At 44.9% G+C, this 23,990-nt stretch carries 25 protein-coding genes; 11 read left to right on the forward strand and 14 right to left on the reverse strand.

Annotated elements, in window-relative coordinates; all coding sequences use genetic code 11:
* Window positions 1-76: 76 nt before the first annotated feature.
* From OO778_RS20790 to OO778_RS20800, 3 genes are all read right to left on the reverse strand, one after another.
* Complete coding sequence (locus tag OO778_RS20790; RefSeq protein ID WP_264911416.1) at window positions 77-1,738, reverse strand: methyl-accepting chemotaxis protein; 1,662 nt, start codon at window positions 1,736-1,738, stop codon at window positions 77-79.
* A 180-nt stretch (window positions 1,739-1,918) separates the two neighbouring features.
* Window positions 1,919-2,305, reverse strand: a complete 387-nt coding sequence (locus OO778_RS20795; protein ID WP_046875624.1) for a DUF393 domain-containing protein — start codon at window positions 2,303-2,305, stop codon at window positions 1,919-1,921.
* 27 nt (window positions 2,306-2,332) lie between these two features.
* Window positions 2,333-3,127 (reverse strand): DUF4344 domain-containing metallopeptidase, encoded by a 795-nt coding sequence (locus OO778_RS20800; RefSeq protein ID WP_074190265.1) that lies wholly within the window; start codon window positions 3,125-3,127, stop codon window positions 2,333-2,335.
* A gap of 865 nt (window positions 3,128-3,992) precedes the next feature.
* Between OO778_RS20800 and gltS (OO778_RS20805) the strand changes: the two genes are divergently transcribed.
* Window positions 3,993-5,228 carry a sodium/glutamate symporter gene (gltS, locus tag OO778_RS20805; protein WP_006740921.1) on the forward strand — a complete coding sequence of 412 codons (1,236 nt, stop codon included), beginning with the start codon at window positions 3,993-3,995 and terminating at the stop codon, window positions 5,226-5,228.
* 101 nt (window positions 5,229-5,329) lie between these two features.
* Here gltS (OO778_RS20805) and OO778_RS20810 read toward each other — a convergent pair whose 3' ends face one another.
* Genes OO778_RS20810 through OO778_RS20820 form a run of 3 tightly spaced genes read right to left on the reverse strand, consistent with a single transcriptional unit; the run spans window position 5,330 to window position 7,385 of the window.
* Window positions 5,330-6,160 (reverse strand): hypothetical protein, encoded by an 831-nt coding sequence (locus OO778_RS20810; RefSeq protein ID WP_264911419.1) that lies wholly within the window; start codon window positions 6,158-6,160, stop codon window positions 5,330-5,332.
* Complete coding sequence (locus tag OO778_RS20815; RefSeq protein ID WP_264911420.1) at window positions 6,160-7,017, reverse strand: ABC transporter ATP-binding protein; 858 nt, start codon at window positions 7,015-7,017, stop codon at window positions 6,160-6,162. The genes OO778_RS20810 and OO778_RS20815 overlap by 1 nt, the downstream gene beginning before the upstream one ends.
* Window positions 7,014-7,385 (reverse strand): GntR family transcriptional regulator, encoded by a 372-nt coding sequence (locus tag OO778_RS20820; RefSeq protein WP_085344466.1) that lies wholly within the window; start codon window positions 7,383-7,385, stop codon window positions 7,014-7,016. Before OO778_RS20820 ends, OO778_RS20815 begins: the two co-directional genes overlap by 4 nt.
* Window positions 7,386-7,800: 415 nt before the next feature.
* On the opposite strand from OO778_RS20820, the gene gltS (OO778_RS20825) reads away from it, so the two are divergent.
* A complete protein-coding gene (gltS, locus tag OO778_RS20825) occupies window positions 7,801-9,027 on the forward strand; it encodes a sodium/glutamate symporter (protein WP_006740924.1) in 1,227 nt (408 codons plus the stop codon).
* A gap of 156 nt (window positions 9,028-9,183) precedes the next feature.
* Window positions 9,184-10,050: a glycerol kinase gene (locus tag OO778_RS20830; protein ID WP_264911421.1), complete on the forward strand. Its 867-nt coding sequence runs from the start codon at window positions 9,184-9,186 to the stop codon at window positions 10,048-10,050.
* Between the two features lie 91 nt (window positions 10,051-10,141).
* Here the strand turns inward: OO778_RS20830 and nagB are convergent, their stop codons facing one another.
* Window positions 10,142-10,942: a glucosamine-6-phosphate deaminase gene (gene nagB, locus OO778_RS20835; RefSeq protein WP_006740926.1), complete on the reverse strand. Its 801-nt coding sequence runs from the start codon at window positions 10,940-10,942 to the stop codon at window positions 10,142-10,144.
* 374 nt (window positions 10,943-11,316) lie between these two features.
* On the opposite strand from nagB, the gene OO778_RS20840 reads away from it, so the two are divergent.
* A complete protein-coding gene (locus OO778_RS20840) occupies window positions 11,317-11,568 on the forward strand; it encodes a DUF3081 domain-containing protein (protein WP_005392042.1) in 252 nt (83 codons plus the stop codon).
* Window positions 11,569-11,720: 152 nt separating this feature from the next.
* On the opposite strand, the gene OO778_RS20845 is transcribed toward OO778_RS20840, so the two are convergent.
* Window positions 11,721-12,074 (reverse strand): DUF413 domain-containing protein, encoded by a 354-nt coding sequence (locus OO778_RS20845; RefSeq protein ID WP_005392041.1) that lies wholly within the window; start codon window positions 12,072-12,074, stop codon window positions 11,721-11,723.
* Between the two features lie 148 nt (window positions 12,075-12,222).
* On the opposite strand from OO778_RS20845, the gene OO778_RS20850 reads away from it, so the two are divergent.
* Window positions 12,223-13,116 carry a LysR family transcriptional regulator gene (locus OO778_RS20850; RefSeq protein WP_005374436.1) on the forward strand — a complete coding sequence of 298 codons (894 nt, stop codon included), beginning with the start codon at window positions 12,223-12,225 and terminating at the stop codon, window positions 13,114-13,116.
* Between the two features lie 81 nt (window positions 13,117-13,197).
* Here the strand turns inward: OO778_RS20850 and OO778_RS20855 are convergent, their stop codons facing one another.
* The 3 genes from OO778_RS20855 to OO778_RS20865 form a co-directional block, all read right to left on the reverse strand.
* Window positions 13,198-13,893 carry a pirin family protein gene (locus OO778_RS20855; RefSeq protein ID WP_104970341.1) on the reverse strand — a complete coding sequence of 232 codons (696 nt, stop codon included), beginning with the start codon at window positions 13,891-13,893 and terminating at the stop codon, window positions 13,198-13,200.
* A gap of 9 nt (window positions 13,894-13,902) precedes the next feature.
* Entirely contained in the window at window positions 13,903-14,346 is a 444-nt protein-coding gene (locus OO778_RS20860; protein ID WP_006740929.1) for a DoxX family protein, read from the reverse strand.
* 326 nt (window positions 14,347-14,672) lie between these two features.
* Window positions 14,673-14,876, reverse strand: coding sequence for a hypothetical protein (locus tag OO778_RS20865; protein ID WP_017633816.1), 204 nt, complete (start codon window positions 14,874-14,876; stop codon window positions 14,673-14,675).
* A 194-nt stretch (window positions 14,877-15,070) separates the two neighbouring features.
* Between OO778_RS20865 and OO778_RS20870 the strand changes: the two genes are divergently transcribed.
* The 3 genes from OO778_RS20870 (at window position 15,071) to OO778_RS20880 (ending at window position 17,848) form a co-directional block, all read left to right on the forward strand.
* Window positions 15,071-16,438 carry an AlkA N-terminal domain-containing protein gene (locus tag OO778_RS20870; protein WP_264911423.1) on the forward strand — a complete coding sequence of 456 codons (1,368 nt, stop codon included), beginning with the start codon at window positions 15,071-15,073 and terminating at the stop codon, window positions 16,436-16,438.
* Window positions 16,435-16,917, forward strand: a complete 483-nt coding sequence (locus tag OO778_RS20875) for a methylated-DNA--[protein]-cysteine S-methyltransferase (RefSeq protein WP_264911424.1) — start codon at window positions 16,435-16,437, stop codon at window positions 16,915-16,917. Before OO778_RS20870 ends, OO778_RS20875 begins: the two co-directional genes overlap by 4 nt.
* A 100-nt stretch (window positions 16,918-17,017) precedes the next feature.
* Window positions 17,018-17,848 carry a hypothetical protein gene (locus tag OO778_RS20880; RefSeq protein WP_264911425.1) on the forward strand — a complete coding sequence of 277 codons (831 nt, stop codon included), beginning with the start codon at window positions 17,018-17,020 and terminating at the stop codon, window positions 17,846-17,848.
* 67 nt (window positions 17,849-17,915) lie between these two features.
* On the opposite strand, the gene OO778_RS20885 is transcribed toward OO778_RS20880, so the two are convergent.
* Window positions 17,916-18,524 (reverse strand): YitT family protein, encoded by a 609-nt coding sequence (locus OO778_RS20885; RefSeq protein ID WP_006740933.1) that lies wholly within the window; start codon window positions 18,522-18,524, stop codon window positions 17,916-17,918.
* Between the two features lie 201 nt (window positions 18,525-18,725).
* On the opposite strand from OO778_RS20885, the gene OO778_RS20890 reads away from it, so the two are divergent.
* On the forward strand, window positions 18,726-19,121 hold the full coding sequence (locus OO778_RS20890) for a GFA family protein (protein ID WP_074190257.1): 396 nt from the start codon (window positions 18,726-18,728) through the stop codon (window positions 19,119-19,121).
* Window positions 19,122-19,156: 35 nt separating this feature from the next.
* On the opposite strand, the gene nhaD is transcribed toward OO778_RS20890, so the two are convergent.
* A complete protein-coding gene (gene nhaD / locus OO778_RS20895) occupies window positions 19,157-20,587 on the reverse strand; it encodes a sodium:proton antiporter NhaD (RefSeq protein WP_104970337.1) in 1,431 nt (476 codons plus the stop codon).
* A gap of 420 nt (window positions 20,588-21,007) precedes the next feature.
* Window positions 21,008-22,033: an acyltransferase family protein gene (locus OO778_RS20900; RefSeq protein WP_074190255.1), complete on the reverse strand. Its 1,026-nt coding sequence runs from the start codon at window positions 22,031-22,033 to the stop codon at window positions 21,008-21,010.
* A gap of 251 nt (window positions 22,034-22,284) precedes the next feature.
* Here OO778_RS20900 and OO778_RS20905 point away from each other — a divergent pair, with 251 nt between their 5' ends.
* Together OO778_RS20905 and OO778_RS20910 are read left to right on the forward strand one after the other, a co-directional pair.
* Entirely contained in the window at window positions 22,285-22,875 is a 591-nt protein-coding gene (locus OO778_RS20905; protein ID WP_005392013.1) for a TetR/AcrR family transcriptional regulator, read from the forward strand.
* A 130-nt stretch (window positions 22,876-23,005) separates the two neighbouring features.
* Entirely contained in the window at window positions 23,006-23,863 is an 858-nt protein-coding gene (locus OO778_RS20910) for an alpha/beta fold hydrolase (RefSeq protein WP_074190254.1), read from the forward strand.
* Window positions 23,864-23,990 lie beyond the last annotated feature (127 nt).

Consider the following 23,990-nt stretch of genomic DNA (forward strand, 5'->3'; position numbering starts at 1 on the left):
TCGCTTGAGGATAGCAGAAATAAAAACAGCGACGTTAAGGCGTCGCTGTTTCTACTATTAAGTATGGTTAAGGAAGTTAAACCGTGAAGCGTCCCACCAAGCCGTAAAGCTCGTTGGCTTTGTGATTGAGGTTTTGGCTGCCCGAGCGATTTTGATTGGCAAGGTGCGCCGATTGACTACTTTGCTGAGAAATGACTTCGATGCGTTGTGAAATCTCTTGTCCAACTTGGCTTTGCTCTTCGGTCGCGGTCGCGATCAGCGTGTTCATGTCCATGATATTCGCAATCGCTGCTTGAATATCTTGCAGCGCAACCGATGCAGCACGTGCTTCTTCTACTGTCGCTTCGCCACGTGCTTGGCTAGATTCCATCGCTTTTACTGCGGCATCCGATCCTGCTTTAAGTTGATCGATCATCTTGTGAATGTCACCTGTGCTGTCCTGAGTGCGGCTTGCAAGCTTACGCACTTCATCCGCGACAACTGCGAATCCGCGTCCTTGGTCGCCCGCTCGTGCCGCTTCAATGGCGGCATTTAGCGCAAGCAAGTTGGTTTGTTCAGCAATATCTTGGATGACTTCAAGTGAGGATGAGATGTTCTGCACGTCACTCTCTAGACGTGAAATTACAGTGCTTGCTTCAGAGACCTCATTCGCTAGCGCTTCAACGGAATTAGCGGCGGAGTCTACGATGTGTTTCGCTTGTTGTGCGTTGTCATCGGCGTTTTTAGCGGAACCGGCGGCTTGGTTTGCGTTGCCAGAGATCTCGTGAGCGGTGGCCGTCATTTCTGTCATTGCAGTCGCGACTTGTTCCGTTTCCTCACGTTGACCAGAAGCCAATTCATCCACTTGTGAGGCGCGTTGAGACATGTTGTTAGTTTCTGATACTACCTCTTGTCCGACATGGCTGACGCTCTTAATAATTCCTTGCAAGCTCTCAACGAAGATATTGAAGTTATGCGCGAGCTGCTTAAATTCTGGCACGCTAGATTCTTCCATACGCGCGGTTAAGTCGGCGTCACCTTGCGCGAAAGATTGGATTGAGCTGTCAAACTGTTCGATAGGGCGCATAATGCTACGGTTGACGAGTACGGCAAAAATGGCCACGACAACGGCAATAGAGACACAAAACATAGCAATAGCGGCTAAGGTATTGTTTAGCTCATCGTTTGCTGTGTTTTCCATCTCTGTAATGATCGCATCGATGTCATCAGTATAAAAACCTGTGCCAATCATAATATCCCACTTGGGAATGAACATGGAGTAGCTGAGTTTTGGTAATGCTTCGGTTTGCCCTAACTTAGGGAAGTAGTAGGTTGTGAAGTCACCCGTTTTGGCGTTTTTCAACAGGTCTTGGATCAGGTAGTTGCCTTTTTTGTCTTGAAGGTTATAGAAGTTTTCTCCAACCCCTTTGTTGTTTTTTCCGACAACAACACGCACACCTTTTGAGTCGTACGCAAAAATATAACCTGATTGGCCGAACTCTAGCTCTTTGAGCACTGGAATGGCTTCTTGCAATGAGGCATTACGATCCAATAATGGTTTGAGTGCGGAATGAGCCATCTGCACATAGTTTTTCAGTTCCGCTTTCTTCATCGCCATCATCGTCGTGTGCGTATGATTGATTTGTTGTTGGTTGTAGGTACTGGTTTGGAGGTAGGTAAACCACATCATACCCAAAGCAATCGTTAACACGGGAATGATGGAAAGAATATAAAGTCGCTTTCTTATCGTTAGATTCATAGGTACTTCCTTACGTCTCGGCGCAGCGTTACAAACTGGTAAACTTCAATAGCTTTACCAAATAAAAGTGTTAATAATTATTTTTGTACTGATTGCAGATTAACCGAGTTGGCGGGTGAGAAGTACAGGAAGTTGGTGATCGTGGACGAGAGAGACTCACATTTTTAAGCAGGATCACAATTAGCGAGAGCATTGGCCCGAGTTGCAGCGGGAGCTACCAGTAAGCCAGTATGAGACACGATACCTATTGTTGGCAAAGCGCAGGTAAAGCCAGTCTGCAATTGGCTTGAGTAATGGCCAACGTAGTGGAGCATATAGCCAACCTCGTCCTACCAACTGCCATGCTCGGTGAGTCACATCAAGACCAAGTATCAGTTCATTGTTGTCATTCAGCGCATGCAAAATCGTATTGGCTTTTTGCGCGTCTATCTGTGGGTAATCAGAAAATTCATCGCTGTAGATATCGACAATTTTTATCGCTTGTTTTACATCTCGTTGCTTAAGTGCGTGCATTTCTTTGGCGCACAGTGGGCAAGTTCCGTCATAAAATATGGTGAGTTTTGTCATTGCGATCGTCTTATTATTTGATTTGTCTTACTGAGTTCTACGTGGCGATTTTTCTTTTGGTTCATTATGTTGCAGGTAGTGGTTCCAATTCGCGCGTATGTTCTCGTAGTTGTATTGGCAAAAGTCTTTGCGATCACGTAGGTAGTCTTTTTCAACTTCATCGAGAAGAGACTTGTACTGGTCCGGATCACTGCCGTACACCAAACATAAGGTAGAGAAGTAGCGTTGCAAATCAAAACTGTGCTCATCAATGTACTCACCGAAGTCGTAGTAGTCCGGTCTGTCATCGGACTCAAATGCGAACATGTCGGCGGCGCGAATGGCCATCTCTGCGCCATCTTCTAGGAAGTCAATCATTAAGATCGTGGCAAAATTATCGACGGCATCTTCTTCTTTTCCGAGAACAGGGATGTTTTGATCTTCGATGTAAGCATGCCCTGCTTCATGCAGCAAGGTGTGTAATAACGTATCTAACGCCCCTGTTTTTGGGGATTTTCCAAGGCGTTCTTCATACTGGTTATTGGAGAAGTAATTGAGTGATTCCAAATAAAAAGTGTAAGGAATGTGTATCGTGTGCGTATCGGGATCGTACATTGGGCCATCTTCTCCGCCGTAAACCAGTGTGAGTGGTTTGCGAAATGGAAAGTGGATCTGAGATAGCTCAAGAAAAATTGGGTTTACATCGCTGTTTTGGATAGATTGCAGGGCGATTTTTTCATGGGTTGTTTCCACGGGAGAATATTCAATACGGATATTTTCCGCTGCAGTGGCAGATGAGATGGCACAGAGTAATAGCACAGGGAAAAGCGAATGAATTTTCATGTAGGGCTCTTGTTATTTGAATAACTTACATAAAAATTATACATGTTTTTGTGTGATGCATAATTGGGATTGTTTTTATCACCCAGAATCGGGTAGTTAGCCTCGAAAGACTACCATGACAACACCGTACATTTGGTTGCTGGGCCCTCCAGAAAGCCTATCAAAACACATTGAACTCAGTAGACCATAGATAAGTGATTGGCTTTTAAGGTTTATTTTTTTGGTGAGGCTAAGTTGAATTCGCTTCGCTCTTTTGTCTGTAAAAATGCTATTCAGCAGTTAATCATTATGGAGTGGAGTTATGGGAGTGGTGAATGTCACTGAATTGAAGAAAATTATCAGCAATATGTTATAATCCGGCTCCGTTGTGACGAAAACGTTTGTTGCAGCTTGAGAATTTCCTTGGATTCGGTTCGTTTACACACCATGAGCCAGAGTTAAAAAACTACGACAGGAACAAGCAAACCCAATTGTTTTGAACGCGATCTCGGCGTTTAGAGGTTACAACGGGAAGGAACTTTGTTTGATAGTAATTGACACATTCTGTTTAAGTAAGGGAGCCCAACGTGGTTCAGAAAGTGTCACCCAGAATTTACTCACAACACTATACCCCAAGCAGTCACGCACAGGTATTGCGAGGGGGCATTTGAAGGAGCTATATCGGCTCCTTTCACATTTAAGGGCTGGCTAACAGCGGAAAACTGACACATCGCTAAAGGAGCGTCCCTTAAACTAGCCTAAGGCGCATCTACACCAACTTTTGAGTATTTTCGAAACAGTAAAGCGAGAACATTTGCTATTGAATGAAGGTTAAATTAACACTCGATCATTACGGAGGATGAAGAGAACAATAATAAGAGGCGATATGAATCATTTAATATCTGTAGGTGCACTGGAGTCCTTCTTGGTCGCAATCAGTGTGCTTTTCCTGGGGCATTTTATTAATGCTAAGCTACCGATTTTAAAGAAGTTCAACATACCTGAGCCGATTGTAGGTGGCCTTATTGTGGCCTGCATGATTACTGCTCTTCATTTCAACGGCATCGACTTGGAGTTCGATTTGCCGTTACAAAATACGTTTATGTTAATGTTTTTTGCGACGGTTGGTTTGGCCGCAAATTACACTCAGTTGATGAAAGGAGGTGCGAAGGTTTTTATCTTCTTAGCTGTCGCATCGTTTTACATCATCATACAAAACGGCGTTGGCGTTTCACTCGCGGCGGCGCTCGGTTTAGATCCTTTGATGGGGTTAATTGCTGGCTCGATTACTCTGTCTGGTGGCCATGGTACAGGTGCAGCGTGGTCACAAACCTTCCAAGACGTGTATGGATTGGATAACGTTTTGGAAATAGCGATGGCATCAGCCACTTTTGGTTTGATCATCGGCGGTATCATTGGTAGCCCAGTGGCACAGCGCCTCGTAGAAAAAAACAGCATTGAATCGGAGTATGGTCGTGGTGGTCGAGATGCCAAAACTCACGAAAAATTCCCTGAGTTGGTGACCTACAACGAATACGAAGAAGATAAAGTAACGGCGAAAAAAGTGGTGGAGAAACTCTTCTTCCTACTGATCTGTGTTACGGGTGCGAAGTATGTTGAGCAATGGGTCAGCACGTATGAAATCTCATGGTTGATGATTCCAGACTTTGTATATGCGCTGTTCATTGGTGTGATCATCACGAACTTCTTAGAGGTGACCAAGCTTCGTAAGTTAGATGCAGAAACTGTCGATATGCTCGGTACCGTTTCTTTGTCATTGTTCTTGGCGATGGCATTAATGAGCTTGAAGTTATGGAATATCTTTGACTTAGCGATTCCATTCTTGGTCATTTTGGCTGTGCAGTCTGTGGTCTTAGCTATCTTCACTTACTACGTTACGTTCAAAGTGATGGGACGCAATTACGACGCTGCGGTTATTGCGGGGGGTCACTGTGGTTTTGGCTTGGGGGCAACCCCAACAGCCGTGATGAACATGGGCTCTATCGTTAACCGATTTGGCCCGTCGCCGCAGGCATTTATGGTGGTGCCAATTGTGGGGGCTTTCTTTATCGACATCGTTAACTTAATCATTTTACAAGGTTACATTTCATTCCTTGGTTAAATTTAAGTTCATGATCTCCTAAGGTCGAAATAAAAACGGTCACAACACAGGTTGTGACCGTTTTTTTATGGCTCGATTTTGGCCGTTTATCGAACGACGGATTATTGAATGGTTCGGCTGAACTTGAGACTAGCTGTCCAACCAAGAACGCCGATGAAAGCGTAAATGCCAACGTTTAACCAGCCCGCCTGAGGAATTGCATTAAATGGGCTTGGTGCAACAATGGCGTGCAGTGGAAGGTAAAGCACTTCGGAGAAGAACTGATCTAGGCCGTAATAGCCAAATAGTGCGATTGGCATCCAGCGCAGCGCATAAATGGCGATAAACAAAATGACCAGTGGTGAATTCACTTTCTGAGAAATAGCCATTGCGGTTAATGCCAGCGGTAACAGTAGAATACCGGCGAACAATATTCTGATTAAAAACTCTCCCCAATGCAGCAGCACGCAACCTAACGAGGCTTGGCGGTACAATAAAGCCAATTGGTGATCGGTAGAGATGTTCAGCAACCACAACATCAAATCTGCTGCGAGCACAAGCGCCGAGCAAACGAGCGGAATCACCAATAAGCCAAACCCTAGCTTCACTAAGTGAGTTTTTATATCGCTGACCGGCATACTACGCCAAAACATAATACTGCCCTCCGCACGTTCTTTGCGCAGTGTTCTCGGGAAGTATTGAACGGCTAACAAGATAGACAGCAGTCCCGCCCCGCCGGTAATCAACATGTTTACATCGTCACCAAGCTCTTTGTGAATGTCACTAACATCACCACCAAAGCTCATTTGAAAAAACATATTGTGTTGTAGTGTGTCGTTACTCATTAAACTGACAAAGAGGATAAGTCCACATGCCAACACAAACAGTGGAATACGTAAAACAAGAGGGTTTTCTAACCACTCTTTTTGCAACATCGCGACAACTGAACGCATTACGCTGCCTCCTTCTGCAATGCTAAAAATAGATCCGCTAACTTCACCCCATGGATGGCCCCCATTGTTTCTGCTTGTTGGGCATACTGGGCTTTGAGTAACCATTTCGTTGAACCGAGGCCTTTTTGTGACGAGAGTGGGTTCATCGCTTCAATTTGTGTGCAGTGCTCGTCGTTGGCTTCAAGAATGAAATAGTCTTCACTGATACTGTCCATCGAGGTTTGTAGTACAGGGCGGCCATGCTTGAGAATCAGCACATCAGTCAGTAAGTGCTCAATCTCTGATACTTCATGACTGGCGATGATCAACACGCGTTCGCCGTCGTGAAACCATTCCAACAAGTGACGATAAAACGTATCACGATACACGAGATCTAACCCGAGTGTCGGTTCATCCAATATGAGGATTTGGGTGTTAGTCGCGATTACAATCGCGAGGTGCAATTGCACCTTCATCCCTTTGGATAAAGATTTGATGCGCGCACGAGGTTTGATGTCCGTTTGACGAAGCAGCGTATCTGCTTGAGCGCGATTGAACCCTGGATGCACGCCTTCGGTATAGTTAAGCAGTTGAGCGACAGTCATCCAATCTGGCAGAACGTTCACATCCGAGATATAGGATAAGCTCCGCATTATTTTGTCGCGTTGCATAATGGGTTCAAATCCGTTGATACGAACAGTGCCTTGATATTCATGTGCGCCGAGTAGGGCATTAATAAGCGTTGATTTACCTGCGCCATTATGGCCGAGTAAGCCAAGTACTTGTCCTGCATGTAGGTCGAAACTCACTTCATGCAGTGCTTCTCCTTGTTGCTGATATTGCTTGGAGACGTTGTTTACACTGACTAATGCGCTCATTGGTCACCTTTCAAGTGTGGTTTTAGTTGTTGAATGAATTCGTCGAGTGACATATCCAGACGCTGTATTGTGCCGGCTATCTGCGGAATTTGTTGTTGAAGAAAACGTGCCTTCTCGTCTGCGAGCAATTTGAGCTTTGCCCCTGAAGCGACAAACATACCTTGACCGCGTTTTTTCTCTACTAACCCCTCATCAACAAGCAATTGATAGCCTTTCATGACGGTGAGGTGGTTAATTTTCATATCCGCAGAGATGCTACGAACTGAGGGTAGAGCATCGCCTTCTTGCCAGATACCTTGCAGTATTTGTTGAGTGATCTGGTCAGCCAACTGTCGAAAAATCGGTTGGCGATCATGCCAATTGGTCATGAGTGAATCTCTTGGCTGAAATGGTGTTATATATAGGTATAACACCTAGTGTGCCAGAGAGAAAGTAATAATTTAAAATTAAGCGTATGTTCCAGCCTTCGCTTTCCCTAAATATCTACCTATGTGATAGCTATTTTGAAGACTTTATTGTGAACATAAATTAGACACTTCTCATAAGTTGAGAAGTGTTATTTTTCTAATCCAATCAAGGTATTTACCACCAGCTTGGTATTGGTATTCTCATATAATGATAATCAGTGGGATTTTGGGTGCATCCATTTCTTACTTGATGAGAATTTGTGGCAAATACACCCTAGAAAACAAAAGGTTCGAGAGGCAATCTGATTGACTTAGGCACCTATCTCACGTTGAGCGCTTGCTCAATGAATGAGAAAGAGGAGAGTAAAGAGGTCTCATGAATCAGGTAATATCTATCGGCCCACAAGAGTCGTTTCTCGTCGCAATTTGCGTGTTATTTTTAGGGCAGTTCATTAACACCAAATTACCAACCTTAAAGAAATTCAATATCCCAGAGCCAATTGTTGGTGGTCTAGTCGTGGCTTGCGTGATCACGACGATGCACTTAAATGGTGTGGATGTATCATTTGATTTGCCACTGCAAAACACCTTTATGCTGATGTTTTTTGCAACCGTTGGCTTAGCCGCGAATTACACCCAACTTATTAAAGGCGGTGCGAAGGTTTTCATCTTCCTTGTTGTGGCATCGGTCTACATTCTTATCCAAAATGCGGTCGGCGTATCCTTAGCAACCGCATTGGGGTTAGATCCACTCATGGGGTTGATCGCCGGCTCTATTACGCTTTCTGGCGGACATGGAACTGGTGCGGCGTGGTCGCAAACTTTTCAAGAAATGTATGGTTTGCACAATGTCCTAGAAGTGGCGATGGCTTCTGCTACGTTTGGCTTGGTCATGGGCGGGATTATTGGCAGCCCTGTCGCGCAAAAGTTACTCAACAAGCACAACTTAGAATCGGAATACGGACGCACCAACCAAAGCCATCAGAGTTTCCCTGAATTGGTGACCTATAACGAACATGAAGAAGATCGTGTCACGGCGAAAAGAGTTGTAGAAAGCTTATCCATTATTTTGCTTTGCGTGACAGGCGCGAGCTATCTGGAGAGTTGGGTGAGCAGTTTTGGCATCAAGTGGTTGATGATCCCAGATTTTGTTTATGCGCTGTTTATTGGTGTTGTCATCACCAACATCATGGAAGTGACCAAGGTGCGCAAGGTTGATTTAGAAACCGTTGATATTCTTGGTACGGTTTCGCTATCGCTGTTCCTTGCCATGGCTCTGATGAGCTTGAAATTGTGGAATATCTTTGATCTTGCGATCCCATTCCTTATTATTCTTGCCATTCAGTCTGCCGTACTCGCGGTGTTCACTTATTACGTAACATTCCGCATGATGGGCAGTAATTACGATGCCGCGGTGATCGCCAGTGGACATTGTGGTTTCGGTTTAGGTGCCACACCGACTGCGGTCATGAATATGGGCTCTATCGTGAGTCGTTATGGTCCATCACCACAAGCATTTATGGTAGTACCAATTGTCGGTGCATTCTTCATCGACATTGTGAACTTAGTGATTTTGCAAGGCTGCATTGCTTTTATTAAATAGCCCCGCTTCTTTCAGCTTAACATAACAAAGCCAGTCCCTTGAGATTGGCTTTGTTATTTGTAACACGAAATCTTGTTTCTCTGACTTCAAGCCGTGAAATCAATACGTTACTATGATGACATAGTGTTCAGTTTTACAGCAGCATGAGGTACCCACATGTCTGAAAAAATATCGACGTCGGCATTAGCGAAAATGCGCAAGGTTGAAGCCAAGCTGTTGTTTGCCGATCTCAAACGTGCTGGCTACATTGTTCGCCAAGACGAAAAATGGATTCTGACGGAAGAAGGCGCCAAGTTTGGCGGCGAGTATGTGGATCACCCTAAATTTGGCCAGTTCATCGTCTGGCCGACCAATTTACATATTGAGCTGACTTCCAGCTCAGGGAAAACATTAAGCGCCACGCTGCTGGGTGAAAAGCTGAAACTGAATGCGAAGCGCATGAACCAACTGTTGAGTGAGTTGGGGTGGATCGCCAAATCTGAAGAAGGTTGGAGGGTCACTGAAGCTGGTATACGCGCTGGTGGCCAGCAAAGAACCGATAAAGAGACACAAAATACCTTTGTCGTATGGCACGATGTGGTGCTGCGTAATAAGCATCTTAAGCAGTCTGTCATTGAATTTTTAGGGCAAGATGCGGAGTCACACTCCACGGATAAATCGTACTCAAGCTTTCGCCAAAAGTTTGAAGCCAAACACCGAACATTAGATGGGCATTACGTGCGCTCTAAGGGGGAGTTGCTCATCGACAACTGGCTGTACTTGGCTGGTGTGGTGCACGCTTATGAACGTCAGCTGCCGATTGACCAAGATGTCACCAGTGATTTTTATTTGCCAGGCGGTAAAGTCTATTTACAGTTTTGGGGAAGTGATACTGGGGAGATGGCTGAGGCTGACCGTGAGACCATTCGTACTGTTTATGAGCAGCATCATTTTAACCTTATCGAAGTCGAACCGAGTGAACTAGACAAGTTAGATGAAGTGCTGCCTAAGCGTCTTCGTCAGTTTGGTATTAAAGCTTATTAACGACTTAAGCCCGCTGTTCAGATAAGAAAAAACCCGTGATTGATCACGGGTTTCGTATTTTTAGCGTGCATCTAGGCTGTCATTCTATGGATTAAAAACCTTTGATGTTTTCCGCTTCTAGCTCCGAGAAGTACTTCACTGTCTTCACTTTCAGTTCTTGTTGAGCTGGCTCGTCACATACGATCACTGCTTTAGGGTGAAGTTGAAGTGCAGAAACCGTCCATAGGTGGTTTACACAACCTTCTACTGCTGCTTCAAGTGCTTGAGCTTTGTTATGACCTGTTACCAGAATCATCACTTCTTCTGCGTCTAGCAGTGTACCCACACCGATAGTCAGTGCGTATTTAGGCACTTGGTTGATATCGCCGTCAAAGAAGCGAGAGTTCGCAATGCGAGTGTCTTCAGTCAGTGTTTTGATGCGAGTACGAGAAGACAGAGATGACGCTGGCTCGTTGAACGCGATGTGACCGTCGTTACCCACGCCGCCCATGAACAGGTTGATCTTGCCGTAAGACTTAATTTTGTCTTCGTAACGCTTACATTCTGCGTCGTGATCGTCAGTGTTACCGTTCAGTAGGTTGATGTTTTCTTCTTGGATATCAATGTGATTAAAGAAGTTGTTGTACATGAACGAGCGGTAAGACTCTGGGTGATCTGCAGGGATGCCAATGTACTCATCCATGTTGAAAGTCACGACGTTTTTGAAGCTCACTTCGCCGGCTTGGTAAAGCTCGATTAGGGCTTTGTAGGTTGCTAGAGGAGTGCCACCAGTTGGTAGACCCAGAACGAATGGACGCTCAGCAGTAGGTTTAAAGTCGTTGATACGCTTAGCGATATGCGCAGCTGCCCACTTACCTACTTGTGCTGCTCGAGTTAACGGGATAAGTCTCATTTTGTGCCCCTAGTTATTGGAATTTACGATGTACCGAAACATTAATTCGCATTATAAAATAAGTAATGACGAACTGCTATTGTTTTAGGTCAAAATTTTGCTTTTTATTTAACCAGTGTTGATTTTATCGACTGTTTTTATATCTAAATGCTTTTATAAGCCGATTTTTTACAAAGAAATTGCATTATGAAACTGACGAATTGATAGATAAAATTTATGATCTAAATTAAGTTCTGTCTTCGCACTTAACCTTGTTTTTTAACAACCTACAGAGTGTGAAATCGCACACGAACTTCAAATATTATGGGATGGACATGGCACGACGCTCATTCCTTAACCATAATTGAAATGTGTAAACCAGTGAGGAATTCGGTATGAAAAATGAGTTAGATCCGAGCAAAGTACTACAGGCTTACGAATGTGTGATGAACAACGGTACACCAACCGAATTTGGCAAAATGTATGAAGGTGTAGAAGCGTTTTCCGATTACGACGGGTACAACGTTTTCTTACGAGGGAATGGTGTTGAGCTAAAGGTTGGCTTCCACAATACCTATCAATTGGAGTACGACCAAGAGCACTTGAAAGAGAGCTTTTTGAAAAAGATCGCGATGCTTGCAAAGTAGACTAGCACTAAATACTAAAAAAGCCCTTGGGAGAACGCGCCCTTGGGCTTTAGGAGAAGAAATGAGCTTGTTTTTGCTCGCTCAGTCAAACCAAACGAGCTTTCGCCTACTGCCTACTGCTAGAAAAAGGCGAGAATTAGTTTATTTGGTTATTAATCGTCTTCGACCAAACTCTCTTCAATGTAATCTTCTGTCGCGTCAGGCTTATTACGACCATTTAGCGTGTGGAAGCGCTTGCGACCACGAGCAAGTTGGGTGTACTTTAGCCACGTACGCTCAAGTTTTGTTTTTGCTTTGCCTGGGTTTTCTAGCACCTTGATGAAGTGTTTCTCTTCGCTATTTTCAGGTGTTAGTTCGCCTGACTCTAAGCCAAGCATAGTATCCCCATAAATTGTTAGGATTTCCTCTTCCGAGAGAGTAAAATCGCCAGACTTTGCAAAGCCGCGTGGGAATTTTACGTTGTCGTAAAAACGTTTTTTGCCATGACGGAATTCAGTGTCAGACATGTCAACAGCCTCTGTAACCGTTATTGATGAATGTAGTGAACTACGGCGAAAATTAGGCGTAAAGCTAACAAAAGAAAAACAAAACTTTTTTGTCGTCATGATTTTAATTAGTTGTTAATCTGGTTTTATATTAACCAGGAGATGGTTTATGGATGTAAAAGTCTTTCGAACATTTTTAGAGCTGGCAAGGGTTCGTCACTTCGGACGCGCCGCTGAGAATCTTTATATTACCCAAGCTGCAGTGAGCGCACGTATCAAACAATTGGAAAGTTACTTCGATACGCAATTGTTTATTCGTGATCGAAATAACATAAAGTTGACCTCTGCAGGTGAGCGCTTAATCAGTTATGCAGAGGTGATGGTCACCACATTGCAACAAGCGAAGCTAGAGTTATCGCTTGAAGATGGCAAAGCGCTGCAATTAACGTTAGGCGGTACGCCAAATATTTGGGACGCCTACTTGCAGAACTGTTTAAGTGTCGTCACGGATTCATTTGGAGGCTATGGCTTCATGGCAGAAGTGATGGGGCGGGAAATGCTCAGTCGCAGCTTGCTAGAGCGCACGTTAGATATGGCATTTGCGTTCGACCAAATCAAAGCTGATGAGCTTAACTGCAAAAAAGTGGCCGATGTTGTTCTCGTTCTGGTATCGACTGAGAAAGACTCTTTAGACACCGTTTTTGAAAACAAATACGTGTATGTGGATTGGGGAACGCGCTTCTCATCAGAACATTCTGAACGTCACCCTAAGATCCCGGCTCCGTATCTGCGCACCTCAACAGCGCGTATAGCATTGGACTTTATTTTAGAGAAGGGCGGTGCCGCTTACTTACCCATCTCTCTGGTAGAGCCCTTTATCGCCAATGGGCAGCTTCACAAGGTGTCTGGCGTAGAAGATTGGTGTCGCCCTATCTATTTGAGCTATCGTAAAGCTAGCTCGTCTGTAGACGCGATTAAGCAAGTGGAAGAAATTGTCAAAGAGATTGATCCACTGACGGCTTACAGTTTTCAGCAAATTGGTTCCGGCACTTCCGACGAATAGCGTTGAGTGAAAAGTCAGAGAAATTAAAAAGCCGCCTTGGAAAATCCAGGCGGCTTTCTTTTTATCTCGATGAATCGATAGTTATGGCAAGTCAAATAGCAGGGCGGTTGTGCTCTCGTTCGATGTATTGCGTAAAACAACCTTACTTTGCTGTTCGACCTTCGCGCCGTCTCCCGCCGTCAAGGTGGTATTGTCGATGCTAAGGCTTCCCGTTACTTGGTGAACGAATAAGTTTCTACCCGATTCTATCTCAAAGTTAAGTTCGCTATTTGGTTCAAGAATTAACTGATGTAATGTGGCATCTTGCTTAATAAGTAGCGTACCGTTTTCTCCTGTTGGAGTCGCGATAGTTGTTAGTCCAGGCGTGCGACCAAAGTCTTTTTGCTGATAACCTGGCTTGGTTCCAAATGTATTTGGCTGAATCCAAATTTGTAGAAAGCGCAGCGTGTCGTGGTTCGACGCATTGTACTCACTGTGGTAAATCCCTTTCCCTGCCGACATGAGTTGGAATTCCCCAGCAGGTAATGTTTTCACGTTACCTTCGCTGTCTTTGTGTGCGATAACACCTTCCAGCACATAGCTGATGATCTCCATATCACGATGGCCATGTGTATCAAAACCTGCGCCAGGTTGGACTACATCGTCATTGATGACTCTCAATTCAGAAAAGCCCATATGTTGTGGATCGTAATAGCTACCGAAAGAAAACGTATGTTTGCTATCAAGCCAGCCAAAGTTTGCTCGACCTCGGTCTGCTGCATGTCTTACCGTAATCATAGAGCCTCCTTAAGAGAGCTTTTTGTTTAAGAAGTTATCTAATGCTGCTTTACCTGCGCCAGAAAACGCCAGTGAAACACTTGCTGCCAGTAAAGCTAAGCCAAACTCGTAACCGTTGTTTGCCATGAACAAACCGTTTTCAAAGTGGACAGAGAATATCGCTACCACCATCGTGAACGCTAAAGCAACGGCTGCTGGGCGAGTTAGTAGGCCAAGCAAGATGAACAAGCCGCCAAAGAACTCTGCGCTGCCAGCAAGGAATGCCATTAGCACGCCAGGACCTAAACCGATGGATGCCATCCACTGACCTGTACCTTCTAACCCATAGCCACCAAACCAACCAAACAGTTTTTGTGCGCCGTGCGCCATAAAGATAATGCCGATTGGAATGCGAAGTGATAGTGCGCTGTAACCTGCGTTTGAAGTGGTGATTTTCTGTAATAGTGCTTTCATGATTCTGTCCTCTGACTCTTTTCAATGAGTGGGAAGCGTGTGCTCCCGTGCTGTTGAGAACAGTTTAGGTGGCGGTGAGAATAAAAATAACGGGAGTATTTTGATAAACTCGTTCTAAAAAATTGAATAACGGTTTTTTGTTATTTTTAATCAGTTGCTTGAGTGTTTTTTATGAGTTTTTTTATGCCAGTTTTGTCGTGTTTTAAATCAGGTTCCATCATTATTTTCGATAAACATTTTTGCTGTTAAACAAAAAAAGAGCACAGGTTGCTGTGCTCTATTGCTTTCGCTATTAACAAGGGAGAAAGGTGTGTTAAAGAAAACCGTCAGAGGTTCATTAAGCTCTCTAGTGACTCCTCTACATTGTTGTAGTGATAGGTTCGAATATTACGTCCATCCGTGGCATTAATTTGAATTTCTGAGATCTCGTTATCTGAGTCTCGTTCGATAATTCCAATTGAATGATCTACGGATTTACTGGTAATAACCTTTTGGTTTCTTAGTACAATTACGCAAGTGTGTAAGTCCATGCCAATTCCCTTTAGCCGACGTTGTTGTGATGTTCTGAATCTAACTTTAGTGTACAAAAGCGCTAATGCCAATAAATCTCAATATTGAGTTCCGAAAATGGCTAATGGTAGGCGCTTAAGCAAGCTACAATAACACTATATTGAACGATGCCTATGAACAATAAATGACAAAAGGCATGAGCAAGGAAAGCACTATGTTTATTCGCCCCCATACCTCACTGACTTTCGAGCAGTGTCATAAGGCGCGAGTCGCGCGAGACAGCCGTTTTGATGGGCGATTTTATGTGGCAGTGAAAACAACGGGGATCTTTTGTCGCCCAATTTGTCCGGCTAATTTACCTAAAGAAGAAAATGTAGAGTACTTCACCGATAAAGCGCAAGCTCTCCAAGCGGGGTACCGTCCTTGTTTGCGCTGTCGACCTGATAGCGCGCCGGGTTCTTGGGCATGGAAAGGCGTAGAAACGACCTTTCAACGAGCGATTTCGTTAATTGATCGAGGGGAACTGCATCACCACTCGGTGTCTGAGCTAGCAGAGCGTGTTGGGATTTCGGATCGCTACTTACGTATGTTGTTTGAGCAGTATCTAGGCATGTCACCCAAGCAGTATGCGCAATATCAACAATTAATGTTCGCCAAACAGTTGCTTCATTCCAGTTCTATGTCGGTCACCGAAGTGGGGTTTGCGTCTGGTTTTAACAGTACACGCCGCTTTAACGATGCTTTCCAAAAGTTTCTCAAACTGACGCCTTCTCAAGTCCGTCGCAAAGAGTTTGACGGTATGGGTAGCAATCGAATTGCCTTGCCTTATCGAGGTGAATTGAATTGGCAGCACATGCTGAACTTCTACCGTTTACGAGCGATTGAGGGGGTTGAGCTGGTGAGTGATGAGAGTTATCAGCGCAACGTTTGTCTGGATACCAGTAAAGCATGGTTTAAAGCGACCAAAGGTGAAGGGTACCTAGAGCTAGCGTTTGAAATTGAAGATGTAACGAAGCTGCAAAACTTGGTGTCTGACATTCGTCGTATGTTCGATCTCGACGCCGATATTTGTACTGTCGAGCAGCATTTGGATTATGTCGCACCAGGGCTTGTGTCGAGTAAAGGTATTCGGATTCCTGGTGTATGGAATGCATGGGAGGCTGGAGTTCGAGCGATTTTAGGCCAACAAGTGTCGGTTAAAGCGGCGATTGGTCAACTTAACTTATTGGTGACCACACTTAGTGGAGAGTCAGAAAAACGCTTTTTCCCGACACCAGATGCGATAGCGAATACCGACGTGAGCTTTTTGCGCATGCCGCAAAGCCGTAAAGAGACGCTAGTGCGCTTCGCCCAGTTCATGCAGGACAACTCAGAAGCCGACCCCCAGCAGTGGCTTGCTTTGAAAGGCATTGGACCTTGGACAGTCAGTTATGCTCAACTGCGAGGGCAATCTCAACCCGATTGCTTTTTAGATAAAGACTTAGTGGTGAAAAAGGCGATGCAGCGTTACCCATCACTGAATACGCACACTGCGGCCCCTTGGGGAAGCTACGCGACGTTTCACTTATGGAATCAATCATGAAAACATTTTATACCGAAATGCCGAGCCTATTAGGAACGGTGACCATCCAATCTAACGCTGAGGGCTTGCTTGGCATTTGGTTTGAAACATGCACCACTAAGCCGAGTGAACTGGGAGCGCGAGACGATCAACACCCGATTTTGCGCCAAGCTGTTACCCAGTTGAATGAATATTTTTCTGGCCTACGTTATGAATTTGAGCTGCCTTTGGCGGCTACAGGCACGGATTTTCAAAATCAAGTTTGGCAGGCACTAACGACCATTCCATACGGCGAGACGTGGAGCTATCAAGATCTCGCCAACGCGATTGGCAACCCTAAAGCTGTGCGCGCTGTTGGGTTGGCAAACGGAAAAAACCCTATTTCTATCGTGGTGCCTTGTCATCGCGTTATTGGCAAAAGCGGTAAATTGACAGGGTATGCTGGTGGAGTAGAGCGCAAGCAACGTTTACTTTCGTTGGAGCAAGGTACACCACTTTAAGTGAGGCGATTCTCATATTGTGATTAAGCGTGCTACACAGGGGAAACGATAGTGTAGAGTTTCATATTCGTTATACGAATAGAAAAAGGATAATAAGGACATGCCTTTCAAAACGGATTTTGATGCATTCATGAGTGAGTGTTGGCAGCATCACGAAACACAGCCCGAACAAACTTATGCTCAATTGGAAACGTCTCTGAGTGAGGTGGAAAACGTTAACCACATCGAGCGAATATTCGCATTGATGCTGCACACCGCGATTGGACACCTCCAGCGTCCAGAACCGTTTCTTGCTTGTTTAGAGCGCTTTGATGAACGCAAGGTTGCCGAGAGTTCGGCATTGCAACGCAATATTGCCATTGCGCGCTACTTCGTAGATGGCACTGACAATATGGAATTATTGGAAGAGCAAGACCAACGACGAGTTTACGCTTTGATTTCGAATGAACTGTCTGCGCTTGCTCAGCTTGAACTGGCGAGCCAATGGCTGGCGAAAGCCGCGCTAGGTATGACACCACAAGATGCTGAAGGGCCGCTAGCGCGCTCTATCGCAATCACAGCAAACAACTTGGCGTGCCAGTATGAAGCGCTGGCTGAGCGCACGGATGTGGAAAAATCGAGGATGCTAGAAGCGGCGAAGCTCGCGTTGGATTACTGGAAAGTGGCGGGTGGTTGGATGCAAGAAGAACGTGCTGAGTATCGCTTAGCGATGAGTTTACTCAAAGCGGGTGAAGCCGGACAAGCCAAGCAGCATGCCGAGCGCTGCGAAGCCATTTGTCAGCAAAATGGTGGTGACGCGTTTGAGCTGTTCCATGCGCATGATTTGCTGATGCAAGTGCACTTCCATCTTAGCCAGAAATATAAAGCTCAAGTGGATGTGGGGATGCAGCAATACTGCACAACGAGTTCGTTGACATGCTCTCAACGTTGAATAAAAAAGCCCCGAGCGAATGGCTCGGGGCTCATATTTTGTAAGTTCACTCATTACACGATGTTGATTAAGCTATTTGCGCTTTTGCCTGGTATCGTCCTGGTTTATGGTTCATCGCCAAAATCAAGTTTGTCGCCACGGCACCTAGGACGGATAGAGCGATAAGGTGCACATCCACAATGAACAGCGACATCACTACGATGGCACAATCGAGCGCCATCTGAACTTTACCAGCTCGAATCCCAAAACGTTCCTGAAGGTACAACGCTAGAATGTTAAAACCGCCTAAACTCATCTTGTGACGGAAAATCACCAACATACCTATTCCAATTAACCCACCACCTAGAAGTGCTGCATAAAAAGGTTCGATTCGTGAAATTTCAATCACATGGTGCAGATGATCGACCGCAAAAGAAACAATCGAGACCGCAATGAAGGTATTAATGGTGAAGCGCCATCCCATGCGCATTACAGACAAAATATAAAAAGGGAGGTTGAGAGCGAAAAATATCTGACCAAAGCTGAAGTCACTCACTTTGGTAAGGAAGATCGCCAAACCAGCCGTACCGCCGGTGAGCAATCCTACTTTGCTGAAAAATATTACCCCAAGCGACACTAACGCACTGCCGAGCGTCAGAGCCAAGAGGTTCTCTCTTAGGCTATGATCTTTATCCATAAAATTTTTTCCTTGGTTTAAAAACCTCGCCGGAGACAACACGTCCATTCAACGAGATAAACAGTTGCCAAAATAGCAACTAACAAATCGGCCAATAAAATGTCGCGAAAAGTGATGAATGTCGAGTTTTTGGACAAGATTGTGCTGATGCTAGCCTGTTTAACATAATGTACACAGGTAGAAAAACAACAAGGAAAAGTTATGATTAAGAAAGTCGGCACTACCCAAATCACCGCATTACATCGACTGAGTTGTCACTGCGGAAAAGTTGAGCTGGAACTTGCATTACCTAATGGTATTGAGAAGCCGAGACGATGTGATTGCTCCATGTGTCGACGTCGCGGCGCGATTGTGGCATCTGTGCCTCTGAATGGTATTCGTATCGTGCAAGGCGAAGACGTTTTGAAGCTGTATCAATTTAACACTTGCACAGCGAAGCACTTTTTCTGTGGCGAATGCGGTATTTATACGCACCATCAGCGTCGCTCTGACCCGAGTGAGTATGGCTACAATGTCGGCTGTTTAGAGGGCGTCAACCCATATGAATTGGGAACTATCGAAGTGATGGATGGCGTTAACCACCCATCAGACCGTTAGGCCGCATAGCAAGTGAAGAACGTGAGTTGCGGTGCTTAGGTAAATAAACCGCTATTCATCCACAAATGCACTGCAATACTGGCGGCATAACCCAAGGCGATGACGGGAGCCCATTTTAGGTGGCCAAAGAAGGTATATTGACCACGCGCGGCTCCCATTAATGCGACACCTGCCGCAGAGCCAATTGAAAGCAAGCTGCCCCCCACACCCGCAGTCAATGTGACAAGTAACCAGTTCCCCATCGACATGCTTGGTTCCATAGTCAGTACAGCAAACATAACCGGAATGTTATCGACGATGGCAGATAGAACACCAACCATCACGTTGGCCCAGACAGGGTTCCATTGGTTGTACATGACGTTTGAAACCAGTTCGAGATAGCCAAGTAAGCTCAAACCGCCGACACACATCACTACGCCGTAGAAGAACAGCAAGGTATCCCATTCTGCGCGAGATACACGGTGGAACACGTCAAACGGAACGACTGAACCTAAGCGTTTTAATGCGTGATCGTCGCCATTGGCAATTGCCATGGCCGCTTTTTTTGCCAAGGAGTGTTTGAGTGTTTGGCGTAAGAAGTAGCCGAAAAATTGTAAGTAGGCCAAGCCCATCATCATGCCCATAACGGGTGGGAAGTGCAGCAAAGCGTGGAAAGAGACTGCGGTGGCAATCGTCAGAATAAATAGTGCGACAATACGTCTCGCGCCGCGTTTCAGTTCTACGTGTTGGTGAATCGTATTCGGTTTGGTGCTTGGAACAAAGAGTGACATCAAAAATGCAGGAACCAAATAGTTCACCAGTGACGGGACGAATAACGGGATGAATTCAGCAAAGCTGACATGTCCGGCTTGCCACACCATCAGGGTCGTAATGTCACCAAATGGGCTGAATGCACCGCCAGCGTTGGCGGCGATAACAATGTTGATACAAGCAAGATTCACGAATCTAGGATTATCACCAGAGACTTTCATCACTACAGCGCACATCAAGAGGGCTGTGGTTAAGTTATCGGCAATCGGTGAAATAATAAAGGCGAGAAACCCCGTCAGCCAAAACAGCTTTTTGAAGCCAAAGCCTTTGCCGACCATCCACGCCTGTAAGGCATCGAAGAGTTTGCGCTCTTCCATAGCATTGATGTAAGTCATCGCTACTAACAAAAACAGCAGCAGTTCCGCGTATTCCAACAAGTTGTGCTCTAGTGCGGATTTGGCGATTTCAGGCTGGTTGTGTTGAGCAAAGGTGTAGCCAATCAGAATCCAAATTAACCCTGCAGCGAGCAGCACAGGCTTGGATTTTCTCATTTTCAGATACTCTTCCAACATAACCAGTATGTAAGCAATCGAAAAGATAATGAGAGCCGCGTAACCGACACCAGAATTAACAAGGTTCAGTTCATTGGTGGGGGCAGCAAAGGTGGCGCTAGAGAACAACAAACAGCAGAAAGCCACAATTGGATAGATTGGCATAGACATTTCTCCTTTGTCTGGTTGGAGAAATATTAGCCACAAATTAATGAGTTAGTTGTGAGAGAGCTCGAATTAACAGTAGGAGTTAGGAAATGATAGTGTGCGCCACTATTTTCTGAGTGACGCAATGCTTGCTGCGCCAAATAAAACCACAGCGGCATACAAACCGTAAGTTAACCAATGGCTAATCTCTAAAAAAGGAACGAGTCCTTGACCTGCCCACATACAGCCTCCGTTTAATGAGCAATGTTGTAATAGTCGAGCCAATTTAAAGGAAATGAACAATGTTTTTTGTGAGTGACGGCAAATTCTGAAGGATTAGAAAGTCAAAAATTGGTCAGTGAGAGAGAAATCTCATTTTTAACTGGCTAGCTCTAACCCTTTTGAGCTAGAGCTAACTATATCGAGCGCTGAATGGATTTAGCGCAGCAGCCATTTTCTCAACGGTGAAGCCTCAATTGCTTTCACAAGCAGTATGGTTGCGACAATCGTTGCAGGATAAATAAACACATCTTTCGCAAGGTGTTGCAACCCGATAAATCCAGCGACATTCATCATAATAATTATCACAAGCAGATGGCTAACATAAATGCCTAACACGCTAGGAGATAGTTTGAATACCCAAGGCATATCGCCAAAATGTGGGTGGACTAAGAGCCACGTGAAGACACCCAGGGCCCAGACAACAGTACCAAACAGGAAGTCGTGAGAATTAAAAGCGACCTCGTGTTGCATTAGCCAATAAGCTTCACCAAAATGCAGCGCCATACCAAGAAGAATGCATCGAATCGTATTGTTTCGCGACCATCGCCACTGTTCTTCTCGTGCTAGATAACCCAGTGTTACCAGCAAAGTACTGAAAAACGGCCCATTACGAGTAAAGAAAGGCGCTGGCAGATCGGTAATGGTCGAATAACTGCCGGCAAACACGCCGTATATGTATAGCAATACGGCGGTTGGCAGTACCAATTGAGCCATATTGATATGCACGAGGAAGGCAATTAAGGCAACGGCAATGACCAGAGCTGGAATAAACCACAGGTGAACGAGCCCGCCTTCGACGAGTGAATTGAACGGGGTCGACATTAAGTAGCCCCAGTAGCCCTGCCTTTCGGCGAGATACCCCGCCTCAGCGACAGTTTGCCACTGGAATGGCATCAATAAACTGATCACGCTCCAAATGAGCCAAACCTTCATCAGTGGTTTGGCGTAGTTTTTTAGTGTTTCGATAGGTGCGCGGCTTAACTTGGGCTGGATAAGATAACCAGAAATGAGAAAAAACAGTGGCACAGCAAAACGAGCCAATTGGTTGAGCATATAGCCAACCCACGGTGTTCCATCCCATTGCCAGTATGTCAGGGCCATCTGGCAGTGCAATCCTATAATTGCAAACATCGCAATAATACGCGCAAACTCTAAGCTGGCTATTTTTTGTTTCTTTGCCATTACATTACTTACCTAAATAAAAAAACTTAGGTGAAAGTAGCAGGTTGTGGCTGAATTAATGCGTGAAAAAGTCAACAGACTCGCGCTTACACTGAAGCTGTGTTTAAATTTAAGACTTACTTCAAACTTCTTAATTATTAACCCATTAACCAACTCAATACGTGATTAGCGAGTCGAAAATGACACTAATGTATGGTTAGACCAGTTAACTCTAGATTGCAAAAAAGAACGATCGTGCTAAAAATAAGATTATGCAAAAAGGAAAAGTGACAAAAGAGTTTATTCTGCAACGGGCTTTTGAGATCGCCAGCGAAGACGGATTAGAAAGTCTTACGATTGGTGAGTTAGCCAAGCAATGCGGTATGTCGAAAAGTGGTCTGTTTGCCCACTTCAATTCGAAGTTGAATTTACAACTATCGGTATTGGAGCACGCCAATAAAGTGTTCGCCGCCCGAGTTATTGAGCCTGTTCGTGAAGCAGGGGATGGCAATATCGAACGTAAAATTCGAGGGTTGCTCGACTCTTGGATGACTTGGAACCACGCATTTCAAGGAAGTTGTATGTTTCTAGACGCTTGGAATGACACGGCAGATAAAGATTGCCCACTTCAGGCTGGACTGCGTAAATCCATAGACACTTGGCTGAGCTATTTGGAGATCCAAATAACGAAAGGCAAAGAGAAGCAAGAATTTGCAGCAGACTTAGATACACGCCAAGCAACGTTTGATTTATACGGTCTTTATTTGAGTGCGCATGTTTTTTACTCAATTAAAGGTGAGGAAGAAAGCTTGCGCCTGTTTTGGCAAGGGATCGACAACTTATTTTCTCGCTGGAAAGGCTGATACCAGTTATTCGCTTTCCAGATTTGTAGACATAAAATCATAAAGAGCGGCTGAGTTCGCTCTTTCTTATCAGTATAAAAAGCACGACCGTTCTATTTTTTGTGCGAAGCTGATAGTTAAGGACATAATCATGAGTGAAAAAATTTACTTTAATACATCGCAACGTTTCAGTATTAAGCGCAGTTTGGTTAACATCAGTACGCGTTTACACCATACGCTGGCCCCTTCCCATGCAAAGAATACCGCGCGTAAGTTGCTCCTGACACCTGCTCGCACAGCACCTAAAAACACCGAACCTCAAGGACTTGCCAAAGGTGAAATTAAAGGGCATGCAGGCATTATCAAAACCTACACTTTGGGCTCTGGACCTATTTGGGTGTTAACTCATGGTTGGTCTGGCACCGCAAGTCAGTTTTATCCGTTGATGGAACATATTGCGTCGAAAGGTTTCACCGCTTTGGCATACGATCATCCAGCACATGGTGAGAGTGAAGGGCAGTATGGGCACATTCCGGGTTTTGTCAAAGGGTTAGAAGATGTGTTAGATACGGTAGACGATATTGTTGGTCTAGTTGGGCACAGCATGGGCACCGCTTCTGCTCTTGAGTGCCGACATAGCAAATTAGAAAACAAGCCTTTACTGCTTATTGCACCGGTATTGAATTACGTAGAGAACCTATTCGGTAGCATTGCGCGTTCAGGTTATTCGATGAAGCTTTTTAATGCCGTAGTTTCTGAAGTTGAAGATCAATTTGGTTACCCATTACAGTCAATTGATCCGCTGAAGCGTTTGGCTGAGCGCTCGTCTCCAGCCATCATTGTTCATGATGAGCAGGATAAGTTCACTAAGTACAGTATTTCTGCACAAGCCGCTGAAGAGATTGAAAATGTTGAGTTAGTGACAACGCAAGGTCAAGGCCATGGCCGAGTGATGAAGTGTGCACAAGTCTTCAGTAGTTTTGACCGTTTACTCGATCGTGCTTGGTAATATTCATTCTTACTAATCGGCTCGAGCCGTTTTGGGCTAATTAGATTTGAAAGTAATACCTCGGATTGTTTTTCGTCTATGGTATCGCTTTTCTCATTATGAGATAAAAACAAAAAAGGACAGCCGA

The organism is Vibrio sp. STUT-A16 (assembly GCF_026000495.1).
In the GTDB taxonomy this organism is placed as follows: Bacteria; Pseudomonadota; Gammaproteobacteria; order Enterobacterales; family Vibrionaceae; genus Vibrio; species Vibrio diabolicus.

Excerpts from the sequence above, each read along its gene's own strand:
- OO778_RS20810 (WP_264911419.1), bottom strand. The coding sequence starts at position 6,160 with ATGCGTTCAGTTGTCGCGATGTTGCAAAAAGAGTGGTTAGAAAACCCT.
- OO778_RS20855 (WP_104970341.1), bottom strand. The coding sequence starts at position 13,893 with ATGATTACGGTAAGACATGCAGCAGACCGAGGTCGAGCAAACTTTGGC.
- gltS (WP_006740921.1), top strand. The coding sequence starts at position 3,993 with ATGAATCATTTAATATCTGTAGGTGCACTGGAGTCCTTCTTGGTCGCA.
- gltS (WP_006740924.1), top strand. The coding sequence starts at position 7,801 with ATGAATCAGGTAATATCTATCGGCCCACAAGAGTCGTTTCTCGTCGCA.
- OO778_RS20820 (WP_085344466.1), bottom strand. The coding sequence starts at position 7,385 with ATGACCAATTGGCATGATCGCCAACCGATTTTTCGACAGTTGGCTGAC.
- OO778_RS20910 (WP_074190254.1), top strand. The coding sequence starts at position 23,006 with ATGAGTGAAAAAATTTACTTTAATACATCGCAACGTTTCAGTATTAAG.
- OO778_RS20890 (WP_074190257.1), top strand. The coding sequence starts at position 18,726 with ATGATTAAGAAAGTCGGCACTACCCAAATCACCGCATTACATCGACTG.
- OO778_RS20845 (WP_005392041.1), bottom strand. The coding sequence starts at position 12,074 with ATGTCTGACACTGAATTCCGTCATGGCAAAAAACGTTTTTACGACAAC.
- nagB (WP_006740926.1), bottom strand. The coding sequence starts at position 10,942 with ATGAGACTTATCCCGTTAACTCGAGCAGCACAAGTAGGTAAGTGGGCA.
- OO778_RS20860 (WP_006740929.1), bottom strand. The coding sequence starts at position 14,346 with ATGAAAGCACTATTACAGAAAATCACCACTTCAAACGCAGGTTACAGC.
- OO778_RS20815 (WP_264911420.1), bottom strand. The coding sequence starts at position 7,017 with ATGAGCGCATTAGTCAGTGTAAACAACGTCTCCAAGCAATATCAGCAA.
- OO778_RS20790 (WP_264911416.1), bottom strand. The coding sequence starts at position 1,738 with ATGAATCTAACGATAAGAAAGCGACTTTATATTCTTTCCATCATTCCC.
- OO778_RS20905 (WP_005392013.1), top strand. The coding sequence starts at position 22,285 with ATGCAAAAAGGAAAAGTGACAAAAGAGTTTATTCTGCAACGGGCTTTT.
- OO778_RS20885 (WP_006740933.1), bottom strand. The coding sequence starts at position 18,524 with ATGGATAAAGATCATAGCCTAAGAGAGAACCTCTTGGCTCTGACGCTC.
- OO778_RS20800 (WP_074190265.1), bottom strand. The coding sequence starts at position 3,127 with ATGAAAATTCATTCGCTTTTCCCTGTGCTATTACTCTGTGCCATCTCA.
- OO778_RS20865 (WP_017633816.1), bottom strand. The coding sequence starts at position 14,876 with ATGGACTTACACACTTGCGTAATTGTACTAAGAAACCAAAAGGTTATT.
- OO778_RS20900 (WP_074190255.1), bottom strand. The coding sequence starts at position 22,033 with ATGGCAAAGAAACAAAAAATAGCCAGCTTAGAGTTTGCGCGTATTATT.
- OO778_RS20850 (WP_005374436.1), top strand. The coding sequence starts at position 12,223 with ATGGATGTAAAAGTCTTTCGAACATTTTTAGAGCTGGCAAGGGTTCGT.
- OO778_RS20870 (WP_264911423.1), top strand. The coding sequence starts at position 15,071 with ATGTTTATTCGCCCCCATACCTCACTGACTTTCGAGCAGTGTCATAAG.
- OO778_RS20795 (WP_046875624.1), bottom strand. The coding sequence starts at position 2,305 with ATGACAAAACTCACCATATTTTATGACGGAACTTGCCCACTGTGCGCC.
- OO778_RS20830 (WP_264911421.1), top strand. The coding sequence starts at position 9,184 with ATGTCTGAAAAAATATCGACGTCGGCATTAGCGAAAATGCGCAAGGTT.
- OO778_RS20840 (WP_005392042.1), top strand. The coding sequence starts at position 11,317 with ATGAAAAATGAGTTAGATCCGAGCAAAGTACTACAGGCTTACGAATGT.
- nhaD (WP_104970337.1), bottom strand. The coding sequence starts at position 20,587 with ATGCCAATCTATCCAATTGTGGCTTTCTGCTGTTTGTTGTTCTCTAGC.
- OO778_RS20880 (WP_264911425.1), top strand. The coding sequence starts at position 17,018 with ATGCCTTTCAAAACGGATTTTGATGCATTCATGAGTGAGTGTTGGCAG.
- OO778_RS20875 (WP_264911424.1), top strand. The coding sequence starts at position 16,435 with ATGAAAACATTTTATACCGAAATGCCGAGCCTATTAGGAACGGTGACC.